The 22,599-nt window shown below is 73.6% G+C and carries 30 protein-coding genes and 1 pseudogene; 13 read left to right on the top strand and 18 right to left on the bottom strand.

Going from position 1 to position 22,599, the window contains the following annotated elements; genetic code table 11:
- Nucleotides 1–7: 7 nt before the first annotated feature.
- Nucleotides 8–1,099, bottom strand: a complete 1,092-nt coding sequence (locus tag ACH4T9_RS06745) for a UDP-N-acetylmuramate dehydrogenase (RefSeq protein ID WP_396670443.1) — start codon at nucleotides 1,097–1,099, stop codon at nucleotides 8–10.
- Between the two features lie 68 nt (nucleotides 1,100–1,167).
- On the opposite strand from ACH4T9_RS06745, the gene ACH4T9_RS06740 reads away from it, so the two are divergent.
- From ACH4T9_RS06740 to ACH4T9_RS06720, 5 genes are all read left to right on the top strand, one after another.
- Nucleotides 1,168–1,926: a maleylpyruvate isomerase family mycothiol-dependent enzyme gene (locus ACH4T9_RS06740; RefSeq protein ID WP_396670444.1), complete on the top strand. Its 759-nt coding sequence runs from the start codon at nucleotides 1,168–1,170 to the stop codon at nucleotides 1,924–1,926.
- Nucleotides 1,927–2,054: 128 nt separating this feature from the next.
- A complete protein-coding gene (locus ACH4T9_RS06735; protein WP_396670445.1) occupies nucleotides 2,055–3,434 on the top strand; it encodes a GH1 family beta-glucosidase in 1,380 nt (459 codons plus the stop codon).
- 19 nt (nucleotides 3,435–3,453) lie between these two features.
- Nucleotides 3,454–4,461 (top strand): LacI family DNA-binding transcriptional regulator, encoded by a 1,008-nt coding sequence (locus ACH4T9_RS06730; protein WP_396670446.1) that lies wholly within the window; start codon nucleotides 3,454–3,456, stop codon nucleotides 4,459–4,461.
- Nucleotides 4,462–4,520: 59 nt separating this feature from the next.
- Nucleotides 4,521–4,937 (top strand): RidA family protein, encoded by a 417-nt coding sequence (locus tag ACH4T9_RS06725; protein ID WP_396670447.1) that lies wholly within the window; start codon nucleotides 4,521–4,523, stop codon nucleotides 4,935–4,937.
- Nucleotides 4,934–5,830 carry a GNAT family N-acetyltransferase gene (locus ACH4T9_RS06720; RefSeq protein WP_396670448.1) on the top strand — a complete coding sequence of 299 codons (897 nt, stop codon included), beginning with the start codon at nucleotides 4,934–4,936 and terminating at the stop codon, nucleotides 5,828–5,830. The genes ACH4T9_RS06725 and ACH4T9_RS06720 overlap by 4 nt, the downstream gene beginning before the upstream one ends.
- Nucleotides 5,831–5,882: 52 nt before the next feature.
- Here the strand turns inward: ACH4T9_RS06720 and ACH4T9_RS06715 are convergent, their stop codons facing one another.
- From ACH4T9_RS06715 to ACH4T9_RS06705, 3 genes and pseudogenes are all read right to left on the bottom strand, one after another.
- The gene (locus ACH4T9_RS06715; protein WP_396670449.1) at nucleotides 5,883–6,407 is read right to left on the bottom strand and encodes a hypothetical protein; all 525 of its coding nucleotides are present in this window, start codon (nucleotides 6,405–6,407) and stop codon (nucleotides 5,883–5,885) included.
- 103 nt (nucleotides 6,408–6,510) lie between these two features.
- Nucleotides 6,511–7,024: pseudogene (locus tag ACH4T9_RS06710) on the bottom strand (O-acetyl-ADP-ribose deacetylase).
- 1 nt (nucleotide 7,025) lies between these two features.
- Nucleotides 7,026–7,895: an EI24 domain-containing protein gene (locus ACH4T9_RS06705; protein ID WP_396670450.1), complete on the bottom strand. Its 870-nt coding sequence runs from the start codon at nucleotides 7,893–7,895 to the stop codon at nucleotides 7,026–7,028.
- A 64-nt stretch (nucleotides 7,896–7,959) separates the two neighbouring features.
- On the opposite strand from ACH4T9_RS06705, the gene ACH4T9_RS06700 reads away from it, so the two are divergent.
- The gene (locus tag ACH4T9_RS06700) at nucleotides 7,960–8,937 is read left to right on the top strand and encodes a helix-turn-helix transcriptional regulator (protein WP_396670451.1); all 978 of its coding nucleotides are present in this window, start codon (nucleotides 7,960–7,962) and stop codon (nucleotides 8,935–8,937) included.
- Between the two features lie 30 nt (nucleotides 8,938–8,967).
- On the opposite strand, the gene ACH4T9_RS06695 is transcribed toward ACH4T9_RS06700, so the two are convergent.
- Complete coding sequence (locus ACH4T9_RS06695) at nucleotides 8,968–9,885, bottom strand: SDR family oxidoreductase (RefSeq protein ID WP_396670452.1); 918 nt, start codon at nucleotides 9,883–9,885, stop codon at nucleotides 8,968–8,970.
- Nucleotides 9,886–9,962: 77 nt separating this feature from the next.
- Between ACH4T9_RS06695 and ACH4T9_RS06690 the strand changes: the two genes are divergently transcribed.
- Nucleotides 9,963–10,655 (top strand): DNA polymerase beta superfamily protein, encoded by a 693-nt coding sequence (locus ACH4T9_RS06690; RefSeq protein ID WP_396670453.1) that lies wholly within the window; start codon nucleotides 9,963–9,965, stop codon nucleotides 10,653–10,655.
- Nucleotides 10,656–10,662: 7 nt separating this feature from the next.
- On the opposite strand, the gene ACH4T9_RS06685 is transcribed toward ACH4T9_RS06690, so the two are convergent.
- The 4 genes from ACH4T9_RS06685 to ACH4T9_RS06670 all read right to left on the bottom strand — a co-directional run bounded on the left by ACH4T9_RS06685 (nucleotide 10,663) and on the right by ACH4T9_RS06670 (nucleotide 13,296).
- Nucleotides 10,663–11,550 carry an alpha/beta fold hydrolase gene (locus ACH4T9_RS06685; RefSeq protein WP_396670454.1) on the bottom strand — a complete coding sequence of 296 codons (888 nt, stop codon included), beginning with the start codon at nucleotides 11,548–11,550 and terminating at the stop codon, nucleotides 10,663–10,665.
- Nucleotides 11,547–11,864 carry a DUF2516 family protein gene (locus ACH4T9_RS06680; RefSeq protein WP_396670455.1) on the bottom strand — a complete coding sequence of 106 codons (318 nt, stop codon included), beginning with the start codon at nucleotides 11,862–11,864 and terminating at the stop codon, nucleotides 11,547–11,549. The genes ACH4T9_RS06685 and ACH4T9_RS06680 overlap by 4 nt, the downstream gene beginning before the upstream one ends.
- An 80-nt stretch (nucleotides 11,865–11,944) precedes the next feature.
- On the bottom strand, nucleotides 11,945–12,682 hold the full coding sequence (locus ACH4T9_RS06675; RefSeq protein ID WP_396670456.1) for a hypothetical protein: 738 nt from the start codon (nucleotides 12,680–12,682) through the stop codon (nucleotides 11,945–11,947).
- The gene (locus ACH4T9_RS06670; RefSeq protein ID WP_396670457.1) at nucleotides 12,679–13,296 is read right to left on the bottom strand and encodes a helix-turn-helix domain-containing protein; all 618 of its coding nucleotides are present in this window, start codon (nucleotides 13,294–13,296) and stop codon (nucleotides 12,679–12,681) included. Before ACH4T9_RS06670 ends, ACH4T9_RS06675 begins: the two co-directional genes overlap by 4 nt.
- A 112-nt stretch (nucleotides 13,297–13,408) precedes the next feature.
- Between ACH4T9_RS06670 and ACH4T9_RS06665 the strand changes: the two genes are divergently transcribed.
- A complete protein-coding gene (locus tag ACH4T9_RS06665; protein ID WP_396670458.1) occupies nucleotides 13,409–14,206 on the top strand; it encodes an alpha/beta fold hydrolase in 798 nt (265 codons plus the stop codon).
- 52 nt (nucleotides 14,207–14,258) lie between these two features.
- Here ACH4T9_RS06665 and ACH4T9_RS06660 read toward each other — a convergent pair whose 3' ends face one another.
- The 6 genes from ACH4T9_RS06660 to mtfM all read right to left on the bottom strand — a co-directional run bounded on the left by ACH4T9_RS06660 (nucleotide 14,259) and on the right by mtfM (nucleotide 18,709).
- Entirely contained in the window at nucleotides 14,259–15,218 is a 960-nt protein-coding gene (locus ACH4T9_RS06660; RefSeq protein WP_396670459.1) for an asparaginase, read from the bottom strand.
- 199 nt (nucleotides 15,219–15,417) lie between these two features.
- On the bottom strand, nucleotides 15,418–16,248 hold the full coding sequence (locus tag ACH4T9_RS06655) for a 3-keto-5-aminohexanoate cleavage protein (protein WP_396670460.1): 831 nt from the start codon (nucleotides 16,246–16,248) through the stop codon (nucleotides 15,418–15,420).
- Nucleotides 16,249–16,304: 56 nt separating this feature from the next.
- On the bottom strand, nucleotides 16,305–17,417 hold the full coding sequence (locus ACH4T9_RS06650) for a YgfZ/GcvT domain-containing protein (RefSeq protein WP_396670461.1): 1,113 nt from the start codon (nucleotides 17,415–17,417) through the stop codon (nucleotides 16,305–16,307).
- On the bottom strand, nucleotides 17,414–17,845 hold the full coding sequence (locus ACH4T9_RS06645; RefSeq protein WP_396670462.1) for a Fur family transcriptional regulator: 432 nt from the start codon (nucleotides 17,843–17,845) through the stop codon (nucleotides 17,414–17,416). The genes ACH4T9_RS06650 and ACH4T9_RS06645 overlap by 4 nt, the downstream gene beginning before the upstream one ends.
- Nucleotides 17,846–17,955: 110 nt before the next feature.
- Nucleotides 17,956–18,549: an FABP family protein gene (locus ACH4T9_RS06640; RefSeq protein ID WP_396670463.1), complete on the bottom strand. Its 594-nt coding sequence runs from the start codon at nucleotides 18,547–18,549 to the stop codon at nucleotides 17,956–17,958.
- A gap of 55 nt (nucleotides 18,550–18,604) precedes the next feature.
- On the bottom strand, nucleotides 18,605–18,709 hold the full coding sequence (gene mtfM / locus ACH4T9_RS06635) for a small membrane protein MtfM (RefSeq protein ID WP_036376929.1): 105 nt from the start codon (nucleotides 18,707–18,709) through the stop codon (nucleotides 18,605–18,607).
- 23 nt (nucleotides 18,710–18,732) lie between these two features.
- Here mtfM and ACH4T9_RS06630 point away from each other — a divergent pair, with 23 nt between their 5' ends.
- Nucleotides 18,733–19,095, top strand: coding sequence for a DsrE family protein (locus tag ACH4T9_RS06630; RefSeq protein WP_350888332.1), 363 nt, complete (start codon nucleotides 18,733–18,735; stop codon nucleotides 19,093–19,095).
- Between the two features lie 31 nt (nucleotides 19,096–19,126).
- Here ACH4T9_RS06630 and ACH4T9_RS06625 read toward each other — a convergent pair whose 3' ends face one another.
- Nucleotides 19,127–19,978, bottom strand: coding sequence for a hypothetical protein (locus tag ACH4T9_RS06625; protein ID WP_396670464.1), 852 nt, complete (start codon nucleotides 19,976–19,978; stop codon nucleotides 19,127–19,129).
- A 107-nt stretch (nucleotides 19,979–20,085) separates the two neighbouring features.
- Between ACH4T9_RS06625 and ACH4T9_RS06620 the strand changes: the two genes are divergently transcribed.
- Genes ACH4T9_RS06620 through ACH4T9_RS06610 form a run of 3 tightly spaced genes read left to right on the top strand, consistent with a single transcriptional unit; the run spans nucleotide 20,086 to nucleotide 21,190 of the window.
- Entirely contained in the window at nucleotides 20,086–20,499 is a 414-nt protein-coding gene (locus tag ACH4T9_RS06620) for a DUF2089 domain-containing protein (RefSeq protein WP_396670465.1), read from the top strand.
- Nucleotides 20,499–20,756, top strand: a complete 258-nt coding sequence (locus tag ACH4T9_RS06615) for a hypothetical protein (RefSeq protein ID WP_396670466.1) — start codon at nucleotides 20,499–20,501, stop codon at nucleotides 20,754–20,756. Before ACH4T9_RS06620 ends, ACH4T9_RS06615 begins: the two co-directional genes overlap by 1 nt.
- 11 nt (nucleotides 20,757–20,767) lie before the next feature.
- On the top strand, nucleotides 20,768–21,190 hold the full coding sequence (locus ACH4T9_RS06610) for an SHOCT-like domain-containing protein (protein ID WP_350888336.1): 423 nt from the start codon (nucleotides 20,768–20,770) through the stop codon (nucleotides 21,188–21,190).
- A 317-nt stretch (nucleotides 21,191–21,507) separates the two neighbouring features.
- Here ACH4T9_RS06610 and ACH4T9_RS06605 read toward each other — a convergent pair whose 3' ends face one another.
- Complete coding sequence (locus ACH4T9_RS06605) at nucleotides 21,508–21,714, bottom strand: hypothetical protein (RefSeq protein WP_396670467.1); 207 nt, start codon at nucleotides 21,712–21,714, stop codon at nucleotides 21,508–21,510.
- Between the two features lie 80 nt (nucleotides 21,715–21,794).
- On the opposite strand from ACH4T9_RS06605, the gene ACH4T9_RS06600 reads away from it, so the two are divergent.
- Nucleotides 21,795–22,214, top strand: coding sequence for a hypothetical protein (locus ACH4T9_RS06600; RefSeq protein ID WP_396670468.1), 420 nt, complete (start codon nucleotides 21,795–21,797; stop codon nucleotides 22,212–22,214).
- A 175-nt stretch (nucleotides 22,215–22,389) separates the two neighbouring features.
- On the opposite strand, the gene ACH4T9_RS06595 is transcribed toward ACH4T9_RS06600, so the two are convergent.
- A complete protein-coding gene (locus ACH4T9_RS06595) occupies nucleotides 22,390–22,572 on the bottom strand; it encodes a GntR family transcriptional regulator (RefSeq protein WP_396670757.1) in 183 nt (60 codons plus the stop codon).
- Nucleotides 22,573–22,599 lie beyond the last annotated feature (27 nt).

Genomic DNA, 22,599 nt, shown 5'->3' with positions numbered 1-22,599 from the left:
CGGTAAGTCAGAGGGTGCAGTTGATGAGGACGGGTTCGGGGTGGAGGGTGACCGCGAAGCGGGCGTGGACGCCGTCGCGGATGTCGCGGGCCAGGGCGATCAGGGCCGCCGTGCTGGCGGTGCCGGCGCGGTTGGTGAGGGCGAGGGTGTGCTTGCCGGAGATGGCCACCCCCTCCGGGCCGGGGTGGCCCTTGGCGAACCCGGCCCGGTCGATCAGCCAGGCCGCGCTGACCTTGACCGTGTCGCCGGCCCCTGGCCAGTGCGGCGGCTCGCCGAGGTCGGCGGCGCGCTCGCGCAGCAGCTCGTAGCCCTCCCGGTCCAGCACCGGGTTGGTGAAGAACGAGCCCACCGACCAGGTGTCCGGGTCACCGGCGTCGAGCACCATGCCCTTGCCGGCCCGCAGCCGCAGCACGGTCGCCCGCGCGTCGGCCAGCGGCACCCGGTCGCCGACCTCGACGCCGAGCGCCCGCGCCAGCTCGGCGTAGCGGACCTGGCCGGACAGCGGGGACCGGGCGAGCCGGAAGTCGACCGAGAGCACCACCCAGCGCTCGCTGTACTTGAAGATGCTCGACCGGTACGCGAAGCCGCAGTCGGCCGCCTCCACCCGGCCCACGGTGCCGTCGGCGTGGTCGTACACCTGGACGCCGGTGATCGTCTCGGCCACCTCCTGGCCGTACGCGCCGACGTTCTGGATCGGGGTGGCGCCGGCGGAGCCCGGGATGCCGGACAGGCACTCCAACCCGGACCAGCCGTTGGCCACGGTCGCGGCGACCAGGTCGTCCCACGGCTCGCCGGCCTCCACCCGTACGGTGACGGTGTCGGCGTCCTCGGCGACCACCCGCAGCCCCCGGGAGCGCACCAGCACGACGGTGCCGGGGAAGCCGGCGTCGCCGATCACCACGTTGCTGCCCCCGGCGAGGACAAGCACCTGGTCGTCCCGTAGGCGCGCCTGCTGCACCTTTTGTACGATCTCTTCGGCGCTGGCGGCGGTCTCGACCCGTCCCGCCGCGCCACCGAGGCGCAGGGTGGTGTATCTCGCCAACGACATCGGGTCGGCGGCGTGGATTTCGGTGGCCGGCTGGGCACTAACGTCTGACACGCCTTTCACCCTAGGCTGAGGGGCAGCCGTGGCACCCACTGGTGGCCCGGTCGCCCGGAAGGATCCTGATGAGCAGACTGCACGGCACGAAGGACTTCTGGATCGGCGCGCTCCGGGCGGAGGGGCCCGCGTTCGCCGCCGCCGTCGCGGAAGCGCCTCCCGAGACACCCGTGCTCTCCTGCCCCGGTTGGACGATCACCGACCTGACCCTGCACCTCGGCGAGGTCTACCGCCGGGTGCAGATCTACGTCACGGCCAACAGCACCACCCGGCCGGAGGGTGTCGAGGCGGGCGGGCCGCCGCCGGAGCTGACCCCGTTGCAGTTCTTCCAACAGGGGTACGACCGGCTGATGACCACGTTCGACGGGCTGGACCCGGAGGCCCCGGCGTGGAACTGGGCGCCGCAGCCGAAGAAGGCGGGGTTCTGGCCCCGCCGGGTGGCGCACGAGACGTCGGTGCACCGCTGGGACGCCCAGCTCGCCATCGCCGCCGGCGAGCCGATCGAGGCCAAGCTCGCGGCTGACGGGGTGAGCGAGGTGCTGGACACCTGGCTGCCCGCCGGCAAGCGGACGGCGACCGGCCGGTGGCACGGGGTCGTGCACCTCTCCGCGCCCGACGCCGGCCAGGACTGGTACCTGCGGCTGCGCGGCGAGGGCGTCGCGCTGCTGGACACCGACACCATCCTCGACCACGACGAGCACCACGCCCGGGCCGAGGTCACGGGGACTGCGAGCGACCTGCTGCTGGCCCTGATGGGCCGGGTCAGCTTCGACACCCTTGGCGTGGCCGGGGACCGGACGCTGCTCGACGGCCTCCGCACCGGCTGAGGCGCGCTTTGAGAGCGCTCTCTTGACATTCGGTGACCGGACCACCACTCTCTTGTGAGAGCGCTCTCTTAGACACCCGGAGCATCCGAACAGATCAGCGGCGGGATCATGGAAGGTGCGGTCAAGGCGTGAGTGAACTCCGATTCCCCGAAGGCTTCGTCTGGGGTGCGGCCACTGCGGCGTACCAGATCGAGGGCGCGGCCCGCGACGACGGCCGGGGCCCGTCCATCTGGGACACCTTCAGCCGTACCCCGGGCAAGGTCTTCGCCGGCCATACCGGCGATGTCGCCTGCGACCACTACCACCGGTACGCCGACGACGTGGCCCTCATGGCGGAGCTGGGGCTGAGGGCGTACCGGTTCTCGGTCGCCTGGTCGCGGATCCAGCCCGACGGCACCGGGCCGGTGAACCCGCGCGGCCTGGACTTCTACGACCGGCTGACCGACGCGCTGCTGGACCGGGGCATCGACCCGATCGTCACGCTCTACCACTGGGACCTGCCGCAGACCCTCCAGGACCGGGGCGGCTGGGCCAACCGGGAGACCGCCGAACACCTCGCCACGTACGCGGCGGCGGTGCACGGCCGGCTCGGCGACCGGATCCGCACCTGGACCACGCTCAACGAGCCGTGGTGCTCGGCCTACCTCGGGTACGGCAACGGGGTGCACGCCCCCGGCGTGCGGGACGCGGGGGCCGCCTTCGCCGCCGTGCACCACCTGCTGCTCGGGCACGGCCTGGCGGCCCGGGCGCTGCGCGCGGCCGGCGCGGAGGTCGTCGGGATCACGCTGAACCCGGCGGACGTGCAGCCGGCGGACCCGGACAGCGCGGCGGACGCCGCAGCGGTCCGGTTGGTCGACGGGTTGCAGAACCGGATCTTCCTGGACCCGCTGACCGGCGCCGGCTACCCGGCCGATGTGCTGGAGCACGTCTCCCGGATGGTGGAGCCGACCTTCATCCGGGACGGGGACGAGAAGTTGATCGCCGCCCCCATCGACCTGCTCGGGATCAACTACTACGCCCCGACGTACGTGGCCGGCCGGCCGGACGGCGCCGGCGGCGGGGCGTACCCGGGGACCGAGCGGGCGGTGGAGTTCCTGCCGGCGACCGGGCCGCTGACCGAGATGGGCTGGATGATCGAGCCGGCCGGACTCACCCGCCTGCTGGAGCGGCTCGCCGCCGACTACCCGGGCCTGCCGCTGATGATCACGGAGAACGGCGGGGCGTTCCCGGACCGGGGCGGCGAGGCAGGGCCGGACGGGGCCACTCCGGTGGCCGACACCGACCGGATCGCCTACCTCGACGGGCACCTTCGGGCGGTACACGAAGCCATTGGCCGGGGAGTGGACCTGCGCGGCTATCTCGTATGGTCGTTGTTGGACAACTTCGAGTGGGCCGAGGGGTACCGCAAGCGGTTCGGGATCGTCCACGTCGACTACCTGACCCAGCGGCGCACACCGAAGGCCAGCGCCCGGTGGTACCAGGGGGTGATCTCCCGGAACGGGCTGTGACGAGGTGGTGAGCACTCCGATGACGACGGTCCAGCGGCCGACCCTGGAGGCGGTGGCCCGGCGGGCCGGCGTGTCCCGGGCGACGGTCTCGCGGGTGGTGAACGGTTCCACGACCGTCGCCGAGCCGATCCAGGAGGCGGTCCGCCTGGCGGTGGCCGAGCTGGGGTACGTGCCGAACCTGGCCGCCCGCAGCCTGGTCACCCAGCGGACCGACTCGGTCGCCCTGGTCCTGCCCGAGGAGGCGACCCGGGTGTTCTCCGACGACCAGGTGTTCCCGAGCATCATCCGGGGGGTCGCCCAGGAGCTGGAGGCGGCCGACAAGCAGCTCGTGCTGATGCTGGCCGGCTCGCCGGCCGGGCACGCCCGGGTGGAGCGGTACACCACCGGGCGGCACGTCGACGGGGCGATCTTCGCCTCGCTGCACGGGGCGGACCCGCTGCCGGGGAAGCTGGCCCGGCTGGGCATCCCGGTGGTGTGCAGTGGCCGCCCGCTCGGCGACGTCGGGGTGCCGTACGTCGACGTCGACCACGTCGGCGGGGTGACCCGGGCGGTACGGCACCTGCTCGACTCGGGGCGGCGGCGGATCGCCACCATCGCCGGCCCGCAGGACATGATCGCCGGGATGGAGCGGCTCACCGGGTACCTGGAGACGGTCGCCGAGGCCGGGTTGCCGGAGCGGGTCGCGTTCGGGGACTTCACCCGCGAGTCGGGGGCGGCGGCCATGCGCCGGCTCCTCGACGCCCACCCCGACCTGGACGCCGTCTTCGCCGCGTCGGACCTGATGGCACACGCGGCCATGCGGACGCTGCGCGAGGCGGGTCGGCGGGTGCCCGAAGACGTCGCGATGATCGGCTTCGACGACATCGAGACCGCCGCGTACACCGAGCCACCGCTGACCACGGTGCGGCAGCCGCTGCTGGAACTGGGCCGGGAGGCCGCCCGCCAACTGCTGCGGATGGCTGCCGGCGAGGAGGTCGAGGTGGCCCTCGTCCTCCCCACGGAACTGGTCGTCCGCGCCTCCGCGTGAGCCGTGGTGCGCGGTAATGCCGTGGCGGCGGGGCCGGCGGGCGCACTAGCGTCGCGCGGATGAGCGATGCCGTGGCGCTGGTGCGCGTACCCGAGCTGTCCGACGCCGCCGAGTACGCCTACGCGGCCACCGTCGACCCGCCGGCCCGGCTGGTGTTCACCGCCGGGGCCTGCCCGCTCGACGCCGAGGGTCGCACGGTCGCGCCGGGCGACCCGGCGGCCCAGGCCCGGCAGGTGATGGCCAACCTGGAGGTCGCGCTCGCCGCCGCCGGGGCCCGCCTCGCCGACGTCGTCAAGACCACCGTGTACGTCGCGTCGCCCCGGCAGGTCGACCTGGTGGCCGCGTGGGAGGTGGTCCGGGACGCGTTCGGCGACCACGATCCGCCGAGCACCCTGCTCGGGGTGGCCGTGCTCGGGTACACCGACCAGCTCGTCGAGGTGGAGGCCGTCGCCGCCGTCCGGGATGAGACCCGATGACGATCCGCGTCGCCCGGCCTGAGGACGCCGCCGACGTGGTGGCCCTGCGGGCGCTCGTGTTCCCGTACCTCGTGCGGAGTGTGGCCTCGACCCGGAAGATGATCACCGAGCCGTCGCCCGGCGAGGACTGGACTGCCTTCGTGGCCGAGGTCGACGGCGCGGTGGTGGGCTGGGTGTCGGCGTACCGCGACGGTCAGACGTCCGAGGTGGGGTCCGGCGACGTGTCGCTGCTGCACGTCCACCCCGGGCACCGGGGGCGGGGCATCGGCTCCGGGCTGCTGGCCGCCGCGCTGGACCACCTGACCCCGCTCGGCATCCGCCGGGTGCACGGCTGGGCGCTGGCCGACGGGCTGCCGTTCGCCCGTCGGCACGGCTTCACGGCGGGCCGGGAGCTGCGCTACTCGGCGGTGGAGCTGCGCTCGGCTCCCCCGCCGCCGGCCGCGCCCCCGCACGTACGCCTGTGCCCGCTGAGCGGGCTCGACCCGTACCAGGTCTACCTGGCCAACCGGGCGGCGGCCGTCGACGAGCCGGGCGACGTGCCGAGGGACGCCATGAGCTACGAGAGCTTCCGGTACGAGGTCTGGGACAACCTCGGCCTGGACCGGGAGGCCAGCACCGCCGTCGAGGCCGACGGTGCGGTCGTCGCGTTCAGCCTGGTCAAGCGGGACGGCGACCGGATGTGGTCGGACTACACCGCCACGGTGCCGCAGCACCGGGGCCGGGGGCTGGCCCGGCTGGCGAAGGCGAACGCCCTGCACCGGGCCGCCGCCTCGGGGGTACGCGTCGCGTACACCTCGAACGACGCGGCGAACGCGCCGATGCTGGCGATCAACGAGAGGCTGGGGTACCGGCCCGTGGCCACCCAGTGGTCCTGCCGGCGCGAGCTGTCCTGACATCGGCGCGGAGATCGACCTTCGGAGGGGCGGCGGCGAGGGCGTACCCCGCTCAGGGCGACCCCGGGGGCGACGGCCGACTGGCCGCGCAGACGCGGGCGAGCACGAAGTTGTCGGCGTCCCCGGCGATCGTCGCCGTACCGCCCACCAGCGTCCAGCCGGCCGGCAGGCGGAGCCACGCCAGACTGGCGCCATGATCGTCGACGATCGCGCCGCCCTCGGCCGGGACGGCGGTGACGACCCGCCCCTGATCTCCGGTGGCGAACGCGGGCGTCACCGCGATGAACCGGGCCGCGACCGCACCGGCCGGCAGGCCGAACACCCAGACGTCCTCGTCGGGGTGGGGGCCGCCGCCCAGCTCCGGCGTGCAGGCACGCTCCTGGGTGGCCGCGACGATGGGCCCGGCGGCGGGGTCCAGCCCGATCGTGGTCCGGGGGCCGGGCGGAAGCGGCATGGGGCGCTCAGCACCGGCCGGCACGGCCTCCCGCGACCTGGCCCGGGCCAGGTCGGCCGCGCCGAGCACCAGCAGACAGGCCGTGGTCACCCAGACGGCGGACCTGAGCCGGGCAGCTTCCACGCGACGCACTCCTGACGGCTTTGCACCTTTTGCACCTATCAAGATAGGGCCTCACGCCGCCCGTGTCCGCTTTTGCGTTGTTTGTTCGGACATGCCCCGCCGGTCAGGAGGAGGCGAGCCGCCGGGCCGCCGCGTACGTCTCGGCCCCGAAGAGGACCAGACGGACCTCGGTGACGTGCGCCGGAGACGCGGCACGCAGCACCGCGAGGGCCTGGCGTACGGCGTCCTCCACCGGCCAGCCGTAGATGCCGGCCGAGATCAGCGGGAACGCCACCGTAGCGGCGCCCAGCCCGTCGGCCACCGCCAGGCTGTTGGTGTAGCAGTCCCGCAGCAGCGCCGACCGGTCCTCGGTGGCCGAGAAGACCGGCCCGACCGTGTGCACCACCCAGCGGGGCCGGCAGCTCACCGGCGGTGGTGGCGACCGCCTGGCCGGTCGGCAGGCCCCGGCCGTACCGGGACGCGCGCAGCGCCCGGCACTCGGTCAGGATGGCCGGGCCGCCCCGCCGGTGGATCGCGCCGTCCACGCCCCCGCCGCCGAGCAGCGAGGAGTTGGCCGCGTTCACGATCGCGTCGACCCGCTGGGCGGTGATGTCCCCCTCGGCCAGGATGATCTCCACTTCAGCCCTCCCCGACGGATCGGTGCGGCGCCTCGAAAGGCCGGTGCGGCTGCCCGGTCGGCCCACCGGCGGACCGGTGCGGCTCCTCGACGGGCTGGCCGAGGGAGCGGCGGGTGAGCAGGGCCGCGCCGGCCACCGCCGCCGGCATGATCAACACCGCCCCGAGTGGGATCAGGAAGCAGACGAAGACGGCCACCCCGAAGCCGAGGGTGGTGGGCCGGTCGACCTTCAGCCGGGCCCGGCGGTCCGGCAGCCGCATGCCGCGCCGGGAGAACGCCGCCCCGGTCAGCTCCAGGGCGAGGAGCCAGCCGCCCACCGCCGCCCCGATCACCGGCACGACCGTCTGGCCGACCACCGGGATGAACCCGGCCGCGAAGAGCGGGATGCCGACGAGCACGGAGATCGCAACCAGTCGCAACGAGTCGACGAGGCTGCGGCGCAGCGACGACCAGAACGGCACCTCCACCGCGCCGGGGGTGCCGCCGTACCGCTCCTCCACCCGCTCGGAGATCTTCTCGTAGAACGGGTCGCCGATGACCAGGGTGACCGCGGTGAAGGTGAGCACCCCGAGCAGCCCGCCGACCCCGAGGAAGGCCAGCCCGGCGATCACCCGGACCAGGCTGCGGGCGGTGGCCGACCAGTCGTCGGCGAACGGGGTGACCAGCGCGGCCAGGTCGTCCACGAAGTACACCAGGGTGACGAACGCTCCCACGAACAGCGCCCCGGAGAGCAGCGCCGGGACGATGCCGAGCAGCATCAGGCCGGGGCTGCGGACGTACAGGCCGAGGCCGCGCAGGAGCAGGCCGACCCCGGAGAAGAACCGACCGACGGCGCCGGTCACCGGCGCGGTGATGTTGCTGGGTACGTTCACGACCGCTGAGCCTAACGGCGACCGGCACATCCGGCCCGTCGTCCCCGCCCGACACAATGGGTGGGTGCGGGCCTCTCGGTTGATCTCGTTGGTGCTGCTGCTCCAGTCCCGGGAGACGATGACGGCCGCCGAGCTGGCCCGGGAGCTGGAGGTTTCCGAGCGGACCGTGTACCGGGATGTGCTGGCGCTCTCCGCCGCCGGGGTGCCGGTCTACGCCGACCGGGGCCGCTCCGGCGGGTACCGGCTGATCGGCGGGTACCGGACCCGGCTGACCGGGCTGACCCGGGACGAGGCGGAGGCGCTCTTCCTGACCGGCCTGCCCGGCCCGGCCGGGGACCTGGGGCTGGCCGACGCGGTCGCCTCCGCCGAGCTGAAGGTGCTGGCCGCGCTGCCGCCCGCGCTGCGCGACGCGCCGGCCCGCGTCGGGCAGCGGTTCCACCTCGACGTGCCGGGCTGGTTCCGGGACGCGACGCCGCCGCCATGGCTGGCCGAGCTGGCCCGGGCGGTGTGGCGGGACCGGGTCGTCGAGCTGCGCTACCGGCGCGGCGAGCGGGAGGTCGTCCGGCGGGTGGAGCCGTACGGGCTGGTGCTCAAGAGCGGGGTCTGGTATCTGGTCGCCCGGCTCGGCGACGCCACCCGGACGTACCGGGTGGACCGGGTGGCCGACGTGCTGACGGCCGAGGAGACGTTCGACCGGGACGAGGGCTTCGACCTGGGCGGCCACTGGCGCGACCAGGCCGAGGCGTTCCTGCGGAGCATGCAGCGGGCCGAGGTCGGCGTCCGGCTCAGCCCCGCCGGCCTGCGCGCGCTCCGCCGGGCCCCGGAGGCCCCCTTCGGGTACGCCGAGGCGACCCGCGCCGCCGGCGAGCCCGACGGGCAGGGCTGGGTGGTCACCCGGCTGCCCGTCGAGTCCGTCGAGGTGGCGTACGAGTTGCTGCTGCGGCTCGGGCCGGAGGTGGAGGTGCTCGACCCGCCCGAGCTGCGGCAGCGGGTGGCCGACGCCGCCGCCCGGCTCGCCGCGCTGTACGGCGGGGCGCAGTGACCGGGCCGTCATGCGGCGGGGGCGGGACGGTCAGCGGTAGTCGGCGACGTCGCTTGGCTTGCCGCCGTCCACCACCTCGCTGATGTAGCGGAAGCCGTCCGGTTGGCTGCCGTCGAGGTCGGTGAAGCCGTACACCCGGGCCAGCTCGCCGCTGGAGACGGACTTACCGTTCCAGCGGGCCCGGTCGGAGTCGGCGGCCATCGCGGCCACCGCCCGCCCGACATAGGCCGGGGTCTCCGAGATGAGGAAGTGCGGGTCCTTCGCCGCGCCGTCGTGCCAGTTCTCCTCGGTCACCCCGAAGCGCTCCAGCATGTACTCGGAGCGGATCCAGCCGGGGGTGAGCGCGACCGCCGTGCCGCCGTGCGGCTCCAGCTCGTGCGCCTGGGTGAAGGCGAGCCGGTTCACGCAGGTCTTGGCCAGGTCGTAGAAGACCGACAGCCGGTAGTGGGCGTCGTTGTACTCCCGGGTCCCGTCGCCGATCTCCACCACCAGCCCGCCGGGGCGGCGGATCAGCAGCGGCAGCGCGAAGTGGCTGGTGACGATGTGGGTGTCGACCGCCAGCCGCAGGGTGCGGAAGCCGGGCTCCAGGGGCTGCTCCCAGACCGGCTTCTCCCAGGTGACCATGTGGTCGGCGCCCCAGATGTCGTTGACCAGCACGTCGAGCCGGCCCTGCTCGGCGTCGATCCGGGCCACCAGGTCGCGGACCTGGTCGGGGACGAGGTGGTCAACCCGGACCGCGATGCCGGTGCCCCCGGCGGCGGTGACCAGCTCCGCGGTCTCCTCGATGGTCTCCGGCCGGTCCAGCTCCGAACGCCCGGCCCTACTGCTGCGGCCGGTCGCGTACACCGTGGCCCCGGCGGCGCCGAGCTGGACCGCGATCTGCCGGCCGGCGCCCCGGGTCGCCCCGGCGACGAGCGCAATCTTCCCTGACAGGGGTTTCGTCGTCATGCGGTCGACCCTGACAGCAATACCTGACAGCCGAAGTCCGGTTTCGCGGACGGGTGTCCTGCGTCATGCTCGGCTGTATGCACCTGCTGCTCTCCGGCGTCGTCGGCTCGGTCGCGTACGGGCTGGCCGGGCCCGGGTCCGACGTCGACCGGATCGGGGTGTACGCCGCGCCGACGGTCGCCTTCCACGGGCTGCGCCCGCCCCGCGAGTCGCTGGTCACCACCGACCCGGACGTCACCCTGCACGAGGCCGGCAAGTACGCCCGGCTCGCGCTCAGCGGCAACCCGACCGCCACCGAGCTGATGTGGCTGCCCGACGACTGCTACGAGACCCGCACGGAGCTGGGCGACCGGCTGGTCGCCATCCGCTCGGCGTTCCTGAGCGCGCCCCGGGTCCGCGACGCCTACCTCGGGTACGCCACCCAGCAGTTCCGCAAGCTGGTCTCGCGGGGCGACGGGACGTTCTCGGCCGACACCCGGCGGCGGACGGCCAAGCACGCCCGGCACCTGGCCCGGCTGGTGCACCAGGGCCAACTGCTGTACGCCACCGGCGTCCTGGAGATCCGGCTGGCCGACCCGGAGCGGTTCCGGGCGTTCGGCGAGCGGGTGGCCGGCGGCGAGCTGGACGAGGCGCGGGCCCTGATCGCCGACGCGGAACGGGACTTCGACGCCGTGCGTACCCCGCTGCCGGACCGGCCCGACGAGGCCACGGTCGAGCGGTGGCTGCTCGACGTGCGGGCCGCCCACCTGCCGCCGGAGCTGACCGGCTGACAGCAGGTCACCCGTTGAGGAACGTGGAGATCCGTTCCCGCAGGTCGGCGCGTTCCGACCAGAGCACGCCCGGGCGGTCGTACACGTGCAGGGTGGCCCGGGGCAGGGCGGCGGCGAGCTGCTCGGCGACCTCGACCGGATGCAGGTCGTCGCCTGTGCAGGCGAGCACCAGTGCGGGGGCGTCCACCGCCGCCAGCGCCGCCCGGTCGTCGAGCGGAACCTGGTCGGGCAGCCCGGCCAGGCCCGCCGCGAGGCCGTCGCGCAGGAGCTGGTCCAACCGCTGCCGCAGGTACGCCCACCCGGCGGGGGTGTTGCGCACGGCGGGCGGCAGTTCGACCGCGACGACGTCGGCGACGGCCGAGGCGTCGCCGCTCTCGACCGCGGCGACCAGGTCGGTGATCCGGTCCCGGGCAACCTGGCCCCGCGGCCGGTCGAGCGCGGCCGGGAGGAAGAAGACCAGCCGCTCGAAGCGCTCCGGGCTCTCGGCCAGCAGCCGGCAGAGCGCGCCCGCGCCGAGGCTGGCCCCGAACGCCCGGGTGGCTCCACCGAGGTCGGCGACGGCCCGCAGGTCACGGGCCAGGTCCAGGTAGCTCCACGGGCCGGGCGGCGCGTCGGAGCGGCCGTGCCCCCGGAACTGGAAGAAGACCTTACGGCCGGTGACCCCGCTGCCGAACGGGCGGGTGGTGGCGATGCCGTTGCCCAGCCCGTGCGCGAACACGGTGGCCGGGACGCCGACGCCGGTGACGAGCTGTTCGAGCCGGACCCCGTGCGGGGTGGTGACCAGCTCGGTCTCCGGCTCGGGCAGGGCGGGCCGGCCGGTGCGCGGGGCACCCGGGCCCGGGCCCCAGGTCCGTGGCCCACCGTCCGGCGGCGGGGGCCAGCGGAACCCTCTCACCAGGACGACCCCCGGCCGCCGTGCAGGTCGCGCAGCCCGGCCCGAACGTCGAGCAGGTAGATCAGGGCGGCGGCGATGCCGATCAGGCCGAAGATGTTGAGCACGTTGTTGGTCAGCAGGGTGAGCACCAGGCAGACCGCGAGGATGGCGATCCACCCGCCCTTGGGCAGGGTGCCGATCGCGGCGAAGCCCTCGCCGCGCTGAGTGATCGCGTGCACCAGTGCCACCCCCTCGATGACAAGGGCGAACACCAGCAACAGCATGGTGATCCAGTACTGGACCTCGAAGGCGAAGATCGGCGCGGCGTTGGCCATGCCGGCAAGCTTATGCCGACGACCCCGGATCCGTCCGTCAGGACGCATCCGGGGTCGTGCCGCACGGGTCGGCGGGTTGGCTACTCGGCGGCCGGGCGGGTGCGCCGGGTCGTCTTCGGCAGCATGGCCGACGGGGTGTCGGCGGCGGCCTGCGGAGCCGCCTTGCCGGTCGCCTTGGCCGCGGTCGCCTTGGTCGCCCGGGTACGCGGGGTCTTCGCGGCGGCCGGCTTGGCCTCCACGACCTCGGCCACGTCGGCCGGGGTCGGGACGTCGGTCTTCGCCGCCGCCGGGGCCTCGGTCACCGTCGGGGTGGCCGCCGGGGTCGCGGTCAGCTCCGCCTCGGTCGCCTCGATGTCGGCGTTGACCGCGTCGGCGGCGTCCAGCACCCCGGCGCCGACCACCCGCTCGCCGCGGGCGACCAGCTCGCCGTACGCGGCCAGGGCCCGCACCTGGGCGGCCTGCGCGCCGGCGACGACGACGGCGGCGTTGCGGGCGGCCAGCTCGCGGATCCGGTCGAGGTCGGCGGCCTCGCGCAGCCGGTTGACGTCGGCCGCCTCGCGCAGGCGGTTCAGTTCGGCCTGGACGCCCTTCCCGCTCAGCTCGGTGGCGGTCTGGTTGGCGGTGCGAAGCGTCTCGGTGGCCCTCTGGCGCAGCTCGAAGCCGGTCACGACGGCCTTGCCGCCGAGTCCGGCGACGACCTTGCCGCCCAGGTCGGTGACGACCGTCGGCAGCTTGCGCAGCTGCTCGATCGCCAGGTCACCGGCGCCGGCGGCGGCGTAGAGCGGGGCCGGGATGCGGTTGGTCTTCGGCTGGGTCATGACTTCTCCTCCTCGACCGCGGCAGCGGTCTTGTCCTCGTCGACCGCGGCGGCGGTCCTGTCGGCCGCCTGCGGGGCGGCCTTCCTCGCTGGGCTGTTGCTGCGCGGGGCCGGCGCCGAGCCCGCCTCGGTGACGGCGACCGACTCCAGGACCGCCTCGGTCGGGGTGCCCTCCGGCGTGGTGGGCCCGGTCGCGGCCGGGGCCACCGTGGCGGGGGCCTGTGGCGCGCTGGCCGTCGCCGGGGCGTCGGCGGCGGCCGTCGCCTCGGCGAGCCGGGCGTTCTCCCGGCGGAACGTCTCGTAGATCTGGGTGAGGGACTGCTTCTGCGCCATGGTCAAATCGGGATCGACCGCGATGGCGGCGAGCACGCCCTGCCCCTCTTTGTCGTCGAGCAGTCCGGCGCGCAGGTACATCGCGGGGGTGGAGACCCGCAGCGCGCTGGCGAGCTGCTGGAGCACCTCCGCGCTGGGCCTGCGCAGGCCGCGCTCGATCTGGCTTAGGTACGGGTTGCTGACGCCCGCCTGCTCGGCGAGCTGCCGCAACGAGATCTTCGCGTTGCGTCGCAGGTCACGGATGAACCCGCCGACATCGGGTAGGTCCTTGGAGCTGGCCATGGCCCCACGCTAACCGGCACCGCTAGCTCCTGCAAGCAGAATGCTAGCCAGAGTTAGCGAGGTCTCAGAACCGGTTTGCGCGCCGTCTGTCCGGTCCGTACCTTTTCCCGTCGTGACGAAGATCGAGATCAACGGCGCGAACCTCGCGTACGACGACACCGGCAGCGGGACCCCCGTCGTGCTGCTGCACGCCGGCATCGCCGACCGGCGGATGTGGCGGGAGCAGGTGCCCGCCCTGGCCACCCGGCACCGGGTGATCACCGTGGACCTGCGCGGCTACGGCGACTCCGAACTGCCTCCCGACGCGTTCGCCCACCACGACGACGTCGTCGGGCTGCTGGACGCGCTGGACCTGCCCCGGGCCGCGTTGGTGGGCTGCTCGTTCGGCGGGGCGGTGGCGGTCGACACCGCCCTGGCGCACCCGGGGCGGATCCACGCGCTCGCGCTCCTCGGCACGGCGATCGGCGGCCACGAGTGGTCCGAGGAGACCAACGACCTCTGGGACGACCTCGTCGGCGAGACCGACCCCGAGGACTTCACGGCCGGCGCGGCCGGCGAGGTGCGGTTCTGGGTGGTCGGCCCGGGCCGCCGCCCGGAGGACGTCGACCCGGCGCTGGTCCGGTTCGCCGAGGAGATGGACCGGCAGGCGCTCGCCGCCGAGCTGGCGTTGAGCGCCGTGGACGTGGCCGAGCTCGACCCGCCCGCGATCGAGCGGCTCGGCGAGCTGCGCGTACCGGTGCTGGTGGCCGCCGGGACGGCCGACGTGCCGGACATCCGCCGGCTCGCCGACCGGATCGCCGCCGAGGTCCCCGGCGCGGTCCGGCTGCCGGACGTTCCCGACGCCGGCCACCTGCTCCCCCTGGAGCGCCCGGACGCCGTCAACCCCGCCCTGCTCGACTTTCTCAGGTGAGAACTGACCTCCTGGTGTGAGAAAGAGCCGCCCGGCGAGGGCGCCCGCCCGGTCACCAGAGCGGGCGGACCGCCCCGACCGGGAGGCCACCGCCGAGCAGCGGCAGCTCGGCGTACTCGTCAAGGACCGGCGCCCTGGCGCCCAGCCGGCGCAGCGCGGAGACCAGGACCGGCATCCGGGCCCGCGCCGCCCCGTCGTCGATCTTCACGGCGACCGCGCCGACGCCGGGCAGCGCGGCGGCGATCACCCCCTCCGCGCCGATCTTGACGAGCGCGCCGGGCAGGCCGCGCATCAGCCTGCTGTCCTCCGCCCAGGTGCCACCCACGACCTCCGGGTACGCCCGCATGGCGTCCGCGACCGTCCGCGCCGCCGAGCCGGGCTCGGCGGTGACCAGCCGCAGGAACGCCCGGGCCAGCCCGGTCAGCGAGACGGCCAGCACCGGGGCCCCGCAGCCGTCCACCCCGACGGCCGCCACCCGCTCCCCGGCGAACTCCTCGACGGTCTCCCGCAGCCGCTGCTGCAACGGGTGCTCCGGACGCCAGTAGCCCTCCCGGGGCCAGCCGGCGGCCAGGCAGGTGAGCACCATGCCGGTGTGCTTGCCGGAACAGTTCATCCGGGCCCGGGTGGGCCCGCCGCCGGCCCGCAGCACGGCCTCCCGGGCCAGCTCGCCCATCGGCAGGTCGGGTGGGCAGCCGAGGGCGGACTCGTCCAGCCCGCCGGCGGCCAGCAGCTCGCCCACCCGGGCCACGTGGAACTCCTCCCCCGCGTGGCTGGCCGACACCAGCGCCACGTCGGCCGGGTCGCTCAGCGGCAGCCCGGCGCGGAGCATGCCGATCGCCTGCATCGGCTTGCTCGCCGAGCGCGGGAAGATCGGGGAGGTGACGTCCCCGGCGTCGGCCACCGGCTCGCCGGCCGCGTCGAGCACCGCCACCGAGCCGCGGTGCAGCCCCTCCACGAATCCCGAGCGGACCACCTCGGCGAGCGGCGCGCCGCCCTCGTACGTCGTTCTCACAACGTGGACGGTACCGACTGGGCGGCGGCGGCCGGAACGAGGGTGAGCAGGCCGGCTGCCCGCCCGACGACAGGGGCGCGGGCCGAAGCGGGACTTACCGGCGGAAGCCGACGCCGCCCCGCCCCGCCGTGGCCTGCGGAACGGGTCGCGGGCCGCCGTCGTGGTCAGGAAAGTTCGCGGGTCACCGCGGCGAGCCCGGTCAGGAGAGGCCGAGCAGCTCGCGGGCCGCCGCCGTGGTCAGCGGCGGGCGCTGGGCGAGCTGGGCGAAGCCGACCGCCCGCGCCACGAGTTGCATGTTCGACTCGACGGGCTGCCCCTTCGCGTACGTGGCGGTGTCCTCCATCCCCACCCGCAGGTGCCCGCCGGCCGACAGCGAGGCCAGCATCACCGGGATGCTGCTGCGGCCGATGCCGGTGGCCGAGAACGTGGTCCCCTCCGGCAGGTCGCGCAGCGCCTGGTGGGCGGCGGCCAGCGCCTGCGTGGTGCCCGGCATGCCGCCCGGCACCCCCATCACGAAGTCGACGTGCACGTGCCCGCCGTGCGGCAGGCCGTACTTGCCGAGCAGGCGTTGCAGGGCGGTCAGGTGGCCGAGGTCGAAGATCTCGTACTCCGGAACGATGCCGCGCTCCTGCATCCGGGTGTGCAGTCCGACGATGAACTCCCAGCGGTTGAGGAAGACGTCGTCGCCGAAGTTGAGCGTGCCCATGGTGCAGGAGGCCATGTCCGGCCCGGCGTCCAGCACGGCCAGCCGGTCGGCCTCGGGGTCGGTCACCGCCCCGCCGGAGGAGAGCTGCACGACCAGGTCGGTGCTCTCCCGCAGCGCGGTCACCGTCTCCCGCAGCCGCCCCTGGTCGAGGGTGGGCCGCGCGTCGTCGTCGCGGATGTGGACGTGGATCACGGCGGCGCCGAGCGCCTCGCACTCCTTCGCGGTCAACAGCAGCTCGTCGAGGGTCACCGGCAGCGCCGGGACCTCCGCCTTCGCCGACTCCGCGCCGGTGGGGGCAACCGTGATCAACGTCCCTGTCGTCATGTCGGCGATCCTAGACGGCCCGCCCGGGCAGGTCGACCGTCTGACTGAACGCCGATTCAGGAAGGGTCGATCGCGGCGGCCGTCTCGCCGACCAGGAGGCGGGCGTCGTCTCCGACGTTGCGCTTGACCACCGCCAGGGCGACCTGGCCCAGCTCGTGGTGGTGCACGGCGGTGCCGACGAAACCGACCGCCCGGCCGTCCAGGGTCACCGGGGTGCCGGCGGCCGGCAGCAGGTCGGTGGTCACCCCGTCCAGGTGCAGCAGTACGAGCCGACGCGGCGGCCGGCCCAGGTTGTGCACCCGGGCGACGGTCTCCTGGCCCCGATAGCAACCCTTGTCCAGATGCACGGCCGGGGCGATCAGGTCCACATCGGCGGGGATGGTCCGGTGGTCGGTGTCCACCCCGACCCGGGCCCGCCGGGCGGCCACCCGGATCGCCTCGTACGCCCACAGCCCGACCACCGGCACCCCGGCACCGCGCAGCTCGGCGACCACCTGGTCCATGGCCACCCGGGGCACCAGCAGGTCCACGCCGAGCGGGCCCCGGCGGGCCCACCCACCGATCGGCAGCGGCGCGACGGCGTACCGGACGGTGGGTCGGGACGGCATCTCGCCGGAGCGGAACTTCGGACCCGGCACCCCGACGGCGTCGGGCTCGGCCAGCCCGGTCACGCCCAGCGTGCCGAGCGCGCCGGTCGCCTCCGGGCCGACCAGGGAGAGCAGTGCGTGCTCGGCGGTGGCGTCACGCGGCTCGACCTTGCTGAAGAACCGCATCCGCTCCAGGTACGTCAGCAGACCGCCCGTGGCGCCCGGCTCGGTGTCCAGCCAGGTGGTCTCGCCGTCCTCGGCGACCATCGCGTGCTGCTCGACGTGGCCGTGCGGGGAGAGCACCAGCAGCTCCGTGCCCTCGCCGGCGTTCAGCGTCGCCAGGTGCTGGGTGGTGAGGGTGTGCAGCCAGCCGATCCGCTCCTCGCCGGGCACGGCGATGATCCCCCGGTGCGACCGGTCGACCAGGCCCACGGCGGTGTCGAGGGTGCGCTGCTCCCGCATCGGGTCGCCGTAGTGGGCGGCGACCCCGCGCACCCCGGCCGCCCGGTGCGCCGGATCCGGCTGGTCCCGCGTCTGTTCGTCGATGGCCTCGGCCGCGACCGCACCCGCGATGTCGATCATTTCCGCTCCCCGTCCTCGCAACGACCGCAGACGCCGAAGAGCGCCACGTGCCCGATGTCCACCCGGAACCCCCGCTCGCCGGCCAGCCGGTCGGCGAGCGGCCGGAGCAGCTCCCGGTCGATCTCGTCGATCGCGCCACACTCCCGGCAGACCAGGTGGACGTGCTGGTGTTCACCGGCCGCGTGGTAGGTGGGCGAGCCGTGCGACAGGTGGGTGTGGGTCACCAGGCCGAGGCGTTCCAGCAGCTCCAGCGTCCGGTAGATGGTGGTGATGTTGACGCCGGCGGCCACCTTGCGGACCGCACCGTGCACCTGCTCCGGGGTGGCGTGCCCAAGGTCCAGCACCGCCTGGAGGATCAACTGCCGCTGCGCCGTCAGCCGCAGCCCACGGGCGCGGAGCACTTCCGCAAGGGAGGATTCGGGCACCACCCGACTATAGTTCGCCCTCACCCCCAACCCCGCTTCCGCTCCCATTGATCAAGAGGTTTGCGTCACGGGGCGGCCCGGCGTGACGCAAACCTCTTGATGGTGGGGTGGGGTCAGCCGGCCGTGCGGAGGAGACGGGCGGAGAGGTGGGGGGTCAGGGGGTGGCCGACGGCGGCCATGTCCTGGGCGTACAGCAGGGCACCCTCGACGATGCCGAAAAGCCGGTGCCCGGCCGTGACCTCCTTGGCGGTGGAGGTGCGGACCACGGCGTCGGTGACGAACTCCAACTGGGTGCCCTTGCGCTTGCCGATGTGCAGCTCCATCACGCCCGTCGGCACGGACATCAGGGCCTCCAGCTCGTCGGTGGCCCGGCCGTCGCCGTCGAGCACCGGACGCCACCAGCCCACCTCACGGCCGCCGGGGCGCACCGGCCGGCTCTCCTCGTCGAGGATCCAGGCCCGCGACTCGTAGGACAGGAAGGGCCGGCCGTCGTGGCTGATCCGGATCTCCTGGGCGTAGTCGAAGTCCTCGATCGTCGGGTACCCGCCCCGACCCCGACCCCGCCACACCCCGACGTAGGGCAGCAGTCCGTCCAGCGTCGGGTGCAGCTTCGGGCCCACCCGCAGGTCGTGGCTCTCCTCGTACGGGTACGGGTCGACCGGGGGGGCGTTCAACCACGGAGGCTGTAGAGCATTCTCGCCGCTCACAGGTTTATCTCCGTTCGCGACTGCGGGGCTCGCAGACCCGGCTCACTCCTCGCGCTCACCAACGTCCTCTCGACATGCGTACGGCAAGGTAGACCAGGCCACCGGCGAGTGCGCCCAGGCCGGCGACCAGCAAGCTGACGAACCCGATCTCGGTAACCATCCGGGCCATCCTATGCTGGCGTCATGGCCCGCACTCTCGTCGTCAAGGTCACCGCCGGCGCGGACGCGCCCGAGCGGTGCGCGCAGGCTTTCACCGTCGCCGCCACCGCTGCCGCGTCCGGGGTGGACGTCTCACTCTGGCTGACCGGGGAGTCGACCTGGTTCGCGCTGCCGGGACGGGCGCAGGAGTTCGAGCTGCCGCACTCCGCGCCGCTGGCCGAGCTGCTGCACGTGATCATGACCACCGGCAAGGTGACGGCCTGCACGCAGTGCGCGGCCCGCCGGGACATCGGCCCGGACGACGTGCTGCCCGGCGTACGGATCGCCGGGGCGGCGGTCTTCGTCGAGGAGGCGATGGCCGAAGGGGCGCAGGCGCTCGTCTACTGACGGCCGGTCCCCTGACCCGCCGCCAGGTGGGTCAGCCTCCGCAGCCGGTGCTGGCGGTGAGCTCGGTGCCGGCCAGGGCCACGGTGACCGGGCCCTGTCGGTAGGCGTACCCCTCGGTGGCGTCGAAAAGGACGGCACCGGCGGCGACCGGGGCGAGCGCGCGGGCCGGCTCGGCCGGGGCGGGGTCGAGGGTGACGCGGGCGGTGCGGGCCGGCCCCCCACCGCCGGGACACGGCGCGGCGACCAGCACGGGAGCCGGCGCGGCCGGGGTGCCGAGTGCCCGCAGGGCGGCGGCGAGGGCGGCCACCTCCGGGCCGCCCTGGGCGGCGGGGGCGCGGTAGCCGTCGCCCACCGGGCGGCACCCGGTGCGGACGCTCAGCCGGACCCGGCCGTCACCGGCCGGACGCCCCTCCACCAGCACGAACTCCCCCGCGTCGGCACGTAACCGGGGGCCGTCGCCGGTCACCCGGACGCCGGCCCGCCAGGCGGCCGGTAGCCGGTCGGCGATCTCGGTGAGCACGGCGCGCGGGTCCGCGCCGGGCGCGACGACCTCCACCGCGCGCGCCAGCGTCGCGCCGTCGAGCAGAGGCGTCACCGTACAGCCCTGCTCGATCCGGTCCGGTACGAGCGCGACGGCCCGGTCCCCGGCAGCCGCCGCGACCAGCTCGCCCACCGCGCGGTCAACCACCGGCCCGGCCTGGGCCAGGGTGCGCTGTTCGCGCACGGTCGGCCCGTCGTCGCGAACCGACACCCAAGTCAGTACGCCGAGCAGCACCGCCCAGGCCACGGTCACGGCAAGCAGCCAGTGGGACCGACGGCGGGCGGGCGTCGGCTCTCGGGGACCGGTCGGCGGGGCGTATCCCGCCTGGGCAGCACCACTCACCGGGACATCGTGTCACGCGGTGTCGCCACCCCGGCCGGCACGCCGGCTCCACCCGCCGGTGCAGGCGACCACCGAAGCGCTTGCTTAAGAAAATTAAGATCAACATATTGAAAGTTGAAGTTGAGCGGGGTACAAATTTAGATATGACAGAGCAGGCGATGGACTGGCAGGAACTCACGAACCTGACCCGGGGCCAGCCGTTCGTCGTCGAGCGGGTGCGCCTGGCAGGCAACGGCGTCGCGATCGAGGGCGAGTTCGAGCTACCGCAGCTGGCTCAGCTCAACGTCGAGGATCAGGTCTTCGTCACGGCGTTCGTGCGGTGTCACGGGTCCATCAAGGAGATGGAGCGGATCTTCGGGGTGAGCTACCCGACGATCAAGTCACGACTGAACCGGATCATGCAGATGCTCGACTTCGTCGAGACGGATCCGGCGCCGTCGCGGGCCGACGTCATCGATCGGTTGCGCCGCGGCGAGATCACCACACAGCAGGCGCTGTCCGAACTGGAGGGCCGCACGTGATGCCGCAGTTGCTGACCGTACGGGTCAAACGCCCGGACGGTCGTCCCATCCGGATCTGGGTCCCGGTGCTCCCCGTAGTGCTCGTGTTCTCGCCGGTCGTGGTCCTGGTCGTGCTGGTGGCGGCCGTGGCCTGCCTCGTGTACCGCATCAGTGTGGTGGGCGCGCTCGGCACCGGTTGGCGGGTCATCTCCGCGTTGCCCGGCACCCGGGTCGACATCGAGCAGGGCCGTTCGGCTGTGCTCGTAACCATCCGATAGGAGAGGTTCCGATGAACGAACAGCGCAAGGACATCCTCGACATGCTGGCCGAGGGCAAGATCACCGCAGAGGAGGCGGAGCAGCTCATCGCCGCGCTCGAACGGGACCAGCCGGAGGCGGCGTCGAGCCTCGACGCCCGGCCGAAGGGCAGGGCGAAGTACCTGCGGGTGTTGGTGGACACCGTCGAGAACGGCGAGCCGGGACGGGTCAACGTGCGGGTGCCGCTGCAGTTGCTGCGGGCCGGCGTACGGCTGGCGGCCCTGATCCCGCCGCAGGCACTCGGCCAGGCCAACACCGAACTGAACAAGTCGGGTGTGCCGTTCGACCTGACGCAGCTCAAGCCCGAACAGCTCGAGGCGCTCGTGGAGCACCTCGACGAGATGACCGTGGAGGTGGACCAGCCCGATGCCAAAGTGCGGGTCTTCTGCGAGTAGGCGCCGTCGGAGTCGGACGGACCCCCGAGAGGGTGCTGGAACACCCTCCCGAGGCCGCGCCCGCCACAGCAGTGCACGGTTGAACTGCCAACCTGAAGTCTAGCCGCGCATCCGGTCGGGCCGACTTCACACCGGGAGCGGCGAGGTCCGCGCGAGGCCGGCTCTCTTCACCCTCGTACGGCGGGGGCCGGACCCCGGCGAGGTGGGCGCACGTCCTGGCCGGGTACCCGTGGAGGCGGGCGGGCGCCGCAACGGTCACGGCTCGGGCCGGTCACCCCTGAGGACGACCGGCCCGAGCCGATGCGCAGCGGTTGGCGTCAGGAACGGATCCCTCCTGAGGGAATCGCCCGGACTGCCTGCACCCAGGGAATCCCGGGCCCTTCGGACGATCGACGCGCCACGACAGCACTGGCGATCGCCGCGTCCGCCGCCTCCTCGATCTCTTCCAGGATGCGCTCGATCGACTCGCCAGCGATACGGCGTTGAGCGGATCGGCCCATCCGCTTCTGCCGATGAGCGTGCACCCGAACATCCTTGATATACAGGGAATGGCATCGCGAGCCAGGTGGGCAGCGCTGACACGGGCCGGGTGCGAGGAGGGCATGTGGAGCGCGGCGAGGTTTGGTGGGCTCAGATCGACGACAAGCGGCCCGTCGTGCTGCTCTCGGGAGGTGCGGGGCCGGAGTTCCTGGCCATGCAGATCGTCGAGCCGGCCACCCCGGCGCAGAAGCTCGGGTTCGTCCTGATGTCCGGCGAGCAGGCGGTCGACATCGACGAGCGACGCCGAATCCTCGAGGAGGCCGGGCCGGAGCCACGAGCCATCGGCATCGAGGTCTTCTTCGGAGCCGAGGAGGGCTTGGCGGAGAGCGGCGTGGTCCGAGTGGCATTGCCCAAGGCCGGGAAGATCTTTTGCACCTGGGGCACGACTGTCGGCGAGGAGTCGCTGCTCAAGCGGATTGGCACCCTATCTCCAGCCAAGCAGCACGAGCTGGACGTCGCCTTGGCGCTCGCCGGCCGGGAGTGACCACGCCTCAACTCAGGGCTGCGCAGCCGGCCTCGATCGCCTCGACGATCCAAGTCGGGTGCCCGGATCTGCCGCTGACCGGGCGTCACGCGGCGTCACAGCCGGTCTATCAAGACGATGCTCGATGGCCGCCTGGGCAAGCCCATGGCGGACCCGAAGAAGTGTCAGCTACCGGTCAGGGCTTACGCAGCCACGTCTCCGGATCGGTGACGAAGATGCCCTTGCCCTGGTGACGGCTGATCACCCCGAGCGCCTTTAGCCGCACGTTGAGAAGGTTGATCGTTAACGCACTGACCTTGAACCGGCCACACTGCTCACTGATCGAGGGCAGCTTGTCACCCGGCTGGCACTTCCTCAGGCCCCCGGCATAGTCGCGGAGTGTCCG

Origin of the sequence: Micromonospora sp. NPDC020750, assembly GCF_044334565.1 — a bacterium.
In the GTDB taxonomy this organism is placed as follows: domain Bacteria; phylum Actinomycetota; class Actinomycetes; order Mycobacteriales; family Micromonosporaceae; genus Micromonospora.
Note: the sequence above shows the minus strand (reverse complement) of the source record. Positions and strands in the feature narration are given on the sequence as shown.

Excerpts from the sequence above, each read along its gene's own strand:
- ACH4T9_RS06650 (WP_396670461.1), bottom strand. The coding sequence starts at position 17,417 with ATGATCGACATCGCGGGTGCGGTCGCGGCCGAGGCCATCGACGAACAG.
- ACH4T9_RS06730 (WP_396670446.1), top strand. The coding sequence starts at position 3,454 with ATGACGACGGTCCAGCGGCCGACCCTGGAGGCGGTGGCCCGGCGGGCC.
- ACH4T9_RS06670 (WP_396670457.1), bottom strand. The coding sequence starts at position 13,296 with ATGGCCAGCTCCAAGGACCTACCCGATGTCGGCGGGTTCATCCGTGAC.
- ACH4T9_RS06630 (WP_350888332.1), top strand. The coding sequence starts at position 18,733 with ATGGCCCGCACTCTCGTCGTCAAGGTCACCGCCGGCGCGGACGCGCCC.
- ACH4T9_RS06655 (WP_396670460.1), bottom strand. The coding sequence starts at position 16,248 with ATGACGACAGGGACGTTGATCACGGTTGCCCCCACCGGCGCGGAGTCG.
- ACH4T9_RS06680 (WP_396670455.1), bottom strand. The coding sequence starts at position 11,864 with ATGGCCAACGCCGCGCCGATCTTCGCCTTCGAGGTCCAGTACTGGATC.
- ACH4T9_RS06720 (WP_396670448.1), top strand. The coding sequence starts at position 4,934 with ATGACGATCCGCGTCGCCCGGCCTGAGGACGCCGCCGACGTGGTGGCC.
- ACH4T9_RS06675 (WP_396670456.1), bottom strand. The coding sequence starts at position 12,682 with ATGACCCAGCCGAAGACCAACCGCATCCCGGCCCCGCTCTACGCCGCC.
- ACH4T9_RS06740 (WP_396670444.1), top strand. The coding sequence starts at position 1,168 with ATGAGCAGACTGCACGGCACGAAGGACTTCTGGATCGGCGCGCTCCGG.
- ACH4T9_RS06690 (WP_396670453.1), top strand. The coding sequence starts at position 9,963 with ATGCACCTGCTGCTCTCCGGCGTCGTCGGCTCGGTCGCGTACGGGCTG.
- ACH4T9_RS06695 (WP_396670452.1), bottom strand. The coding sequence starts at position 9,885 with ATGACGACGAAACCCCTGTCAGGGAAGATTGCGCTCGTCGCCGGGGCG.
- ACH4T9_RS06610 (WP_350888336.1), top strand. The coding sequence starts at position 20,768 with ATGAACGAACAGCGCAAGGACATCCTCGACATGCTGGCCGAGGGCAAG.
- mtfM (WP_036376929.1), bottom strand. The coding sequence starts at position 18,709 with ATGGTTACCGAGATCGGGTTCGTCAGCTTGCTGGTCGCCGGCCTGGGC.
- ACH4T9_RS06725 (WP_396670447.1), top strand. The coding sequence starts at position 4,521 with ATGAGCGATGCCGTGGCGCTGGTGCGCGTACCCGAGCTGTCCGACGCC.
- ACH4T9_RS06615 (WP_396670466.1), top strand. The coding sequence starts at position 20,499 with ATGCCGCAGTTGCTGACCGTACGGGTCAAACGCCCGGACGGTCGTCCC.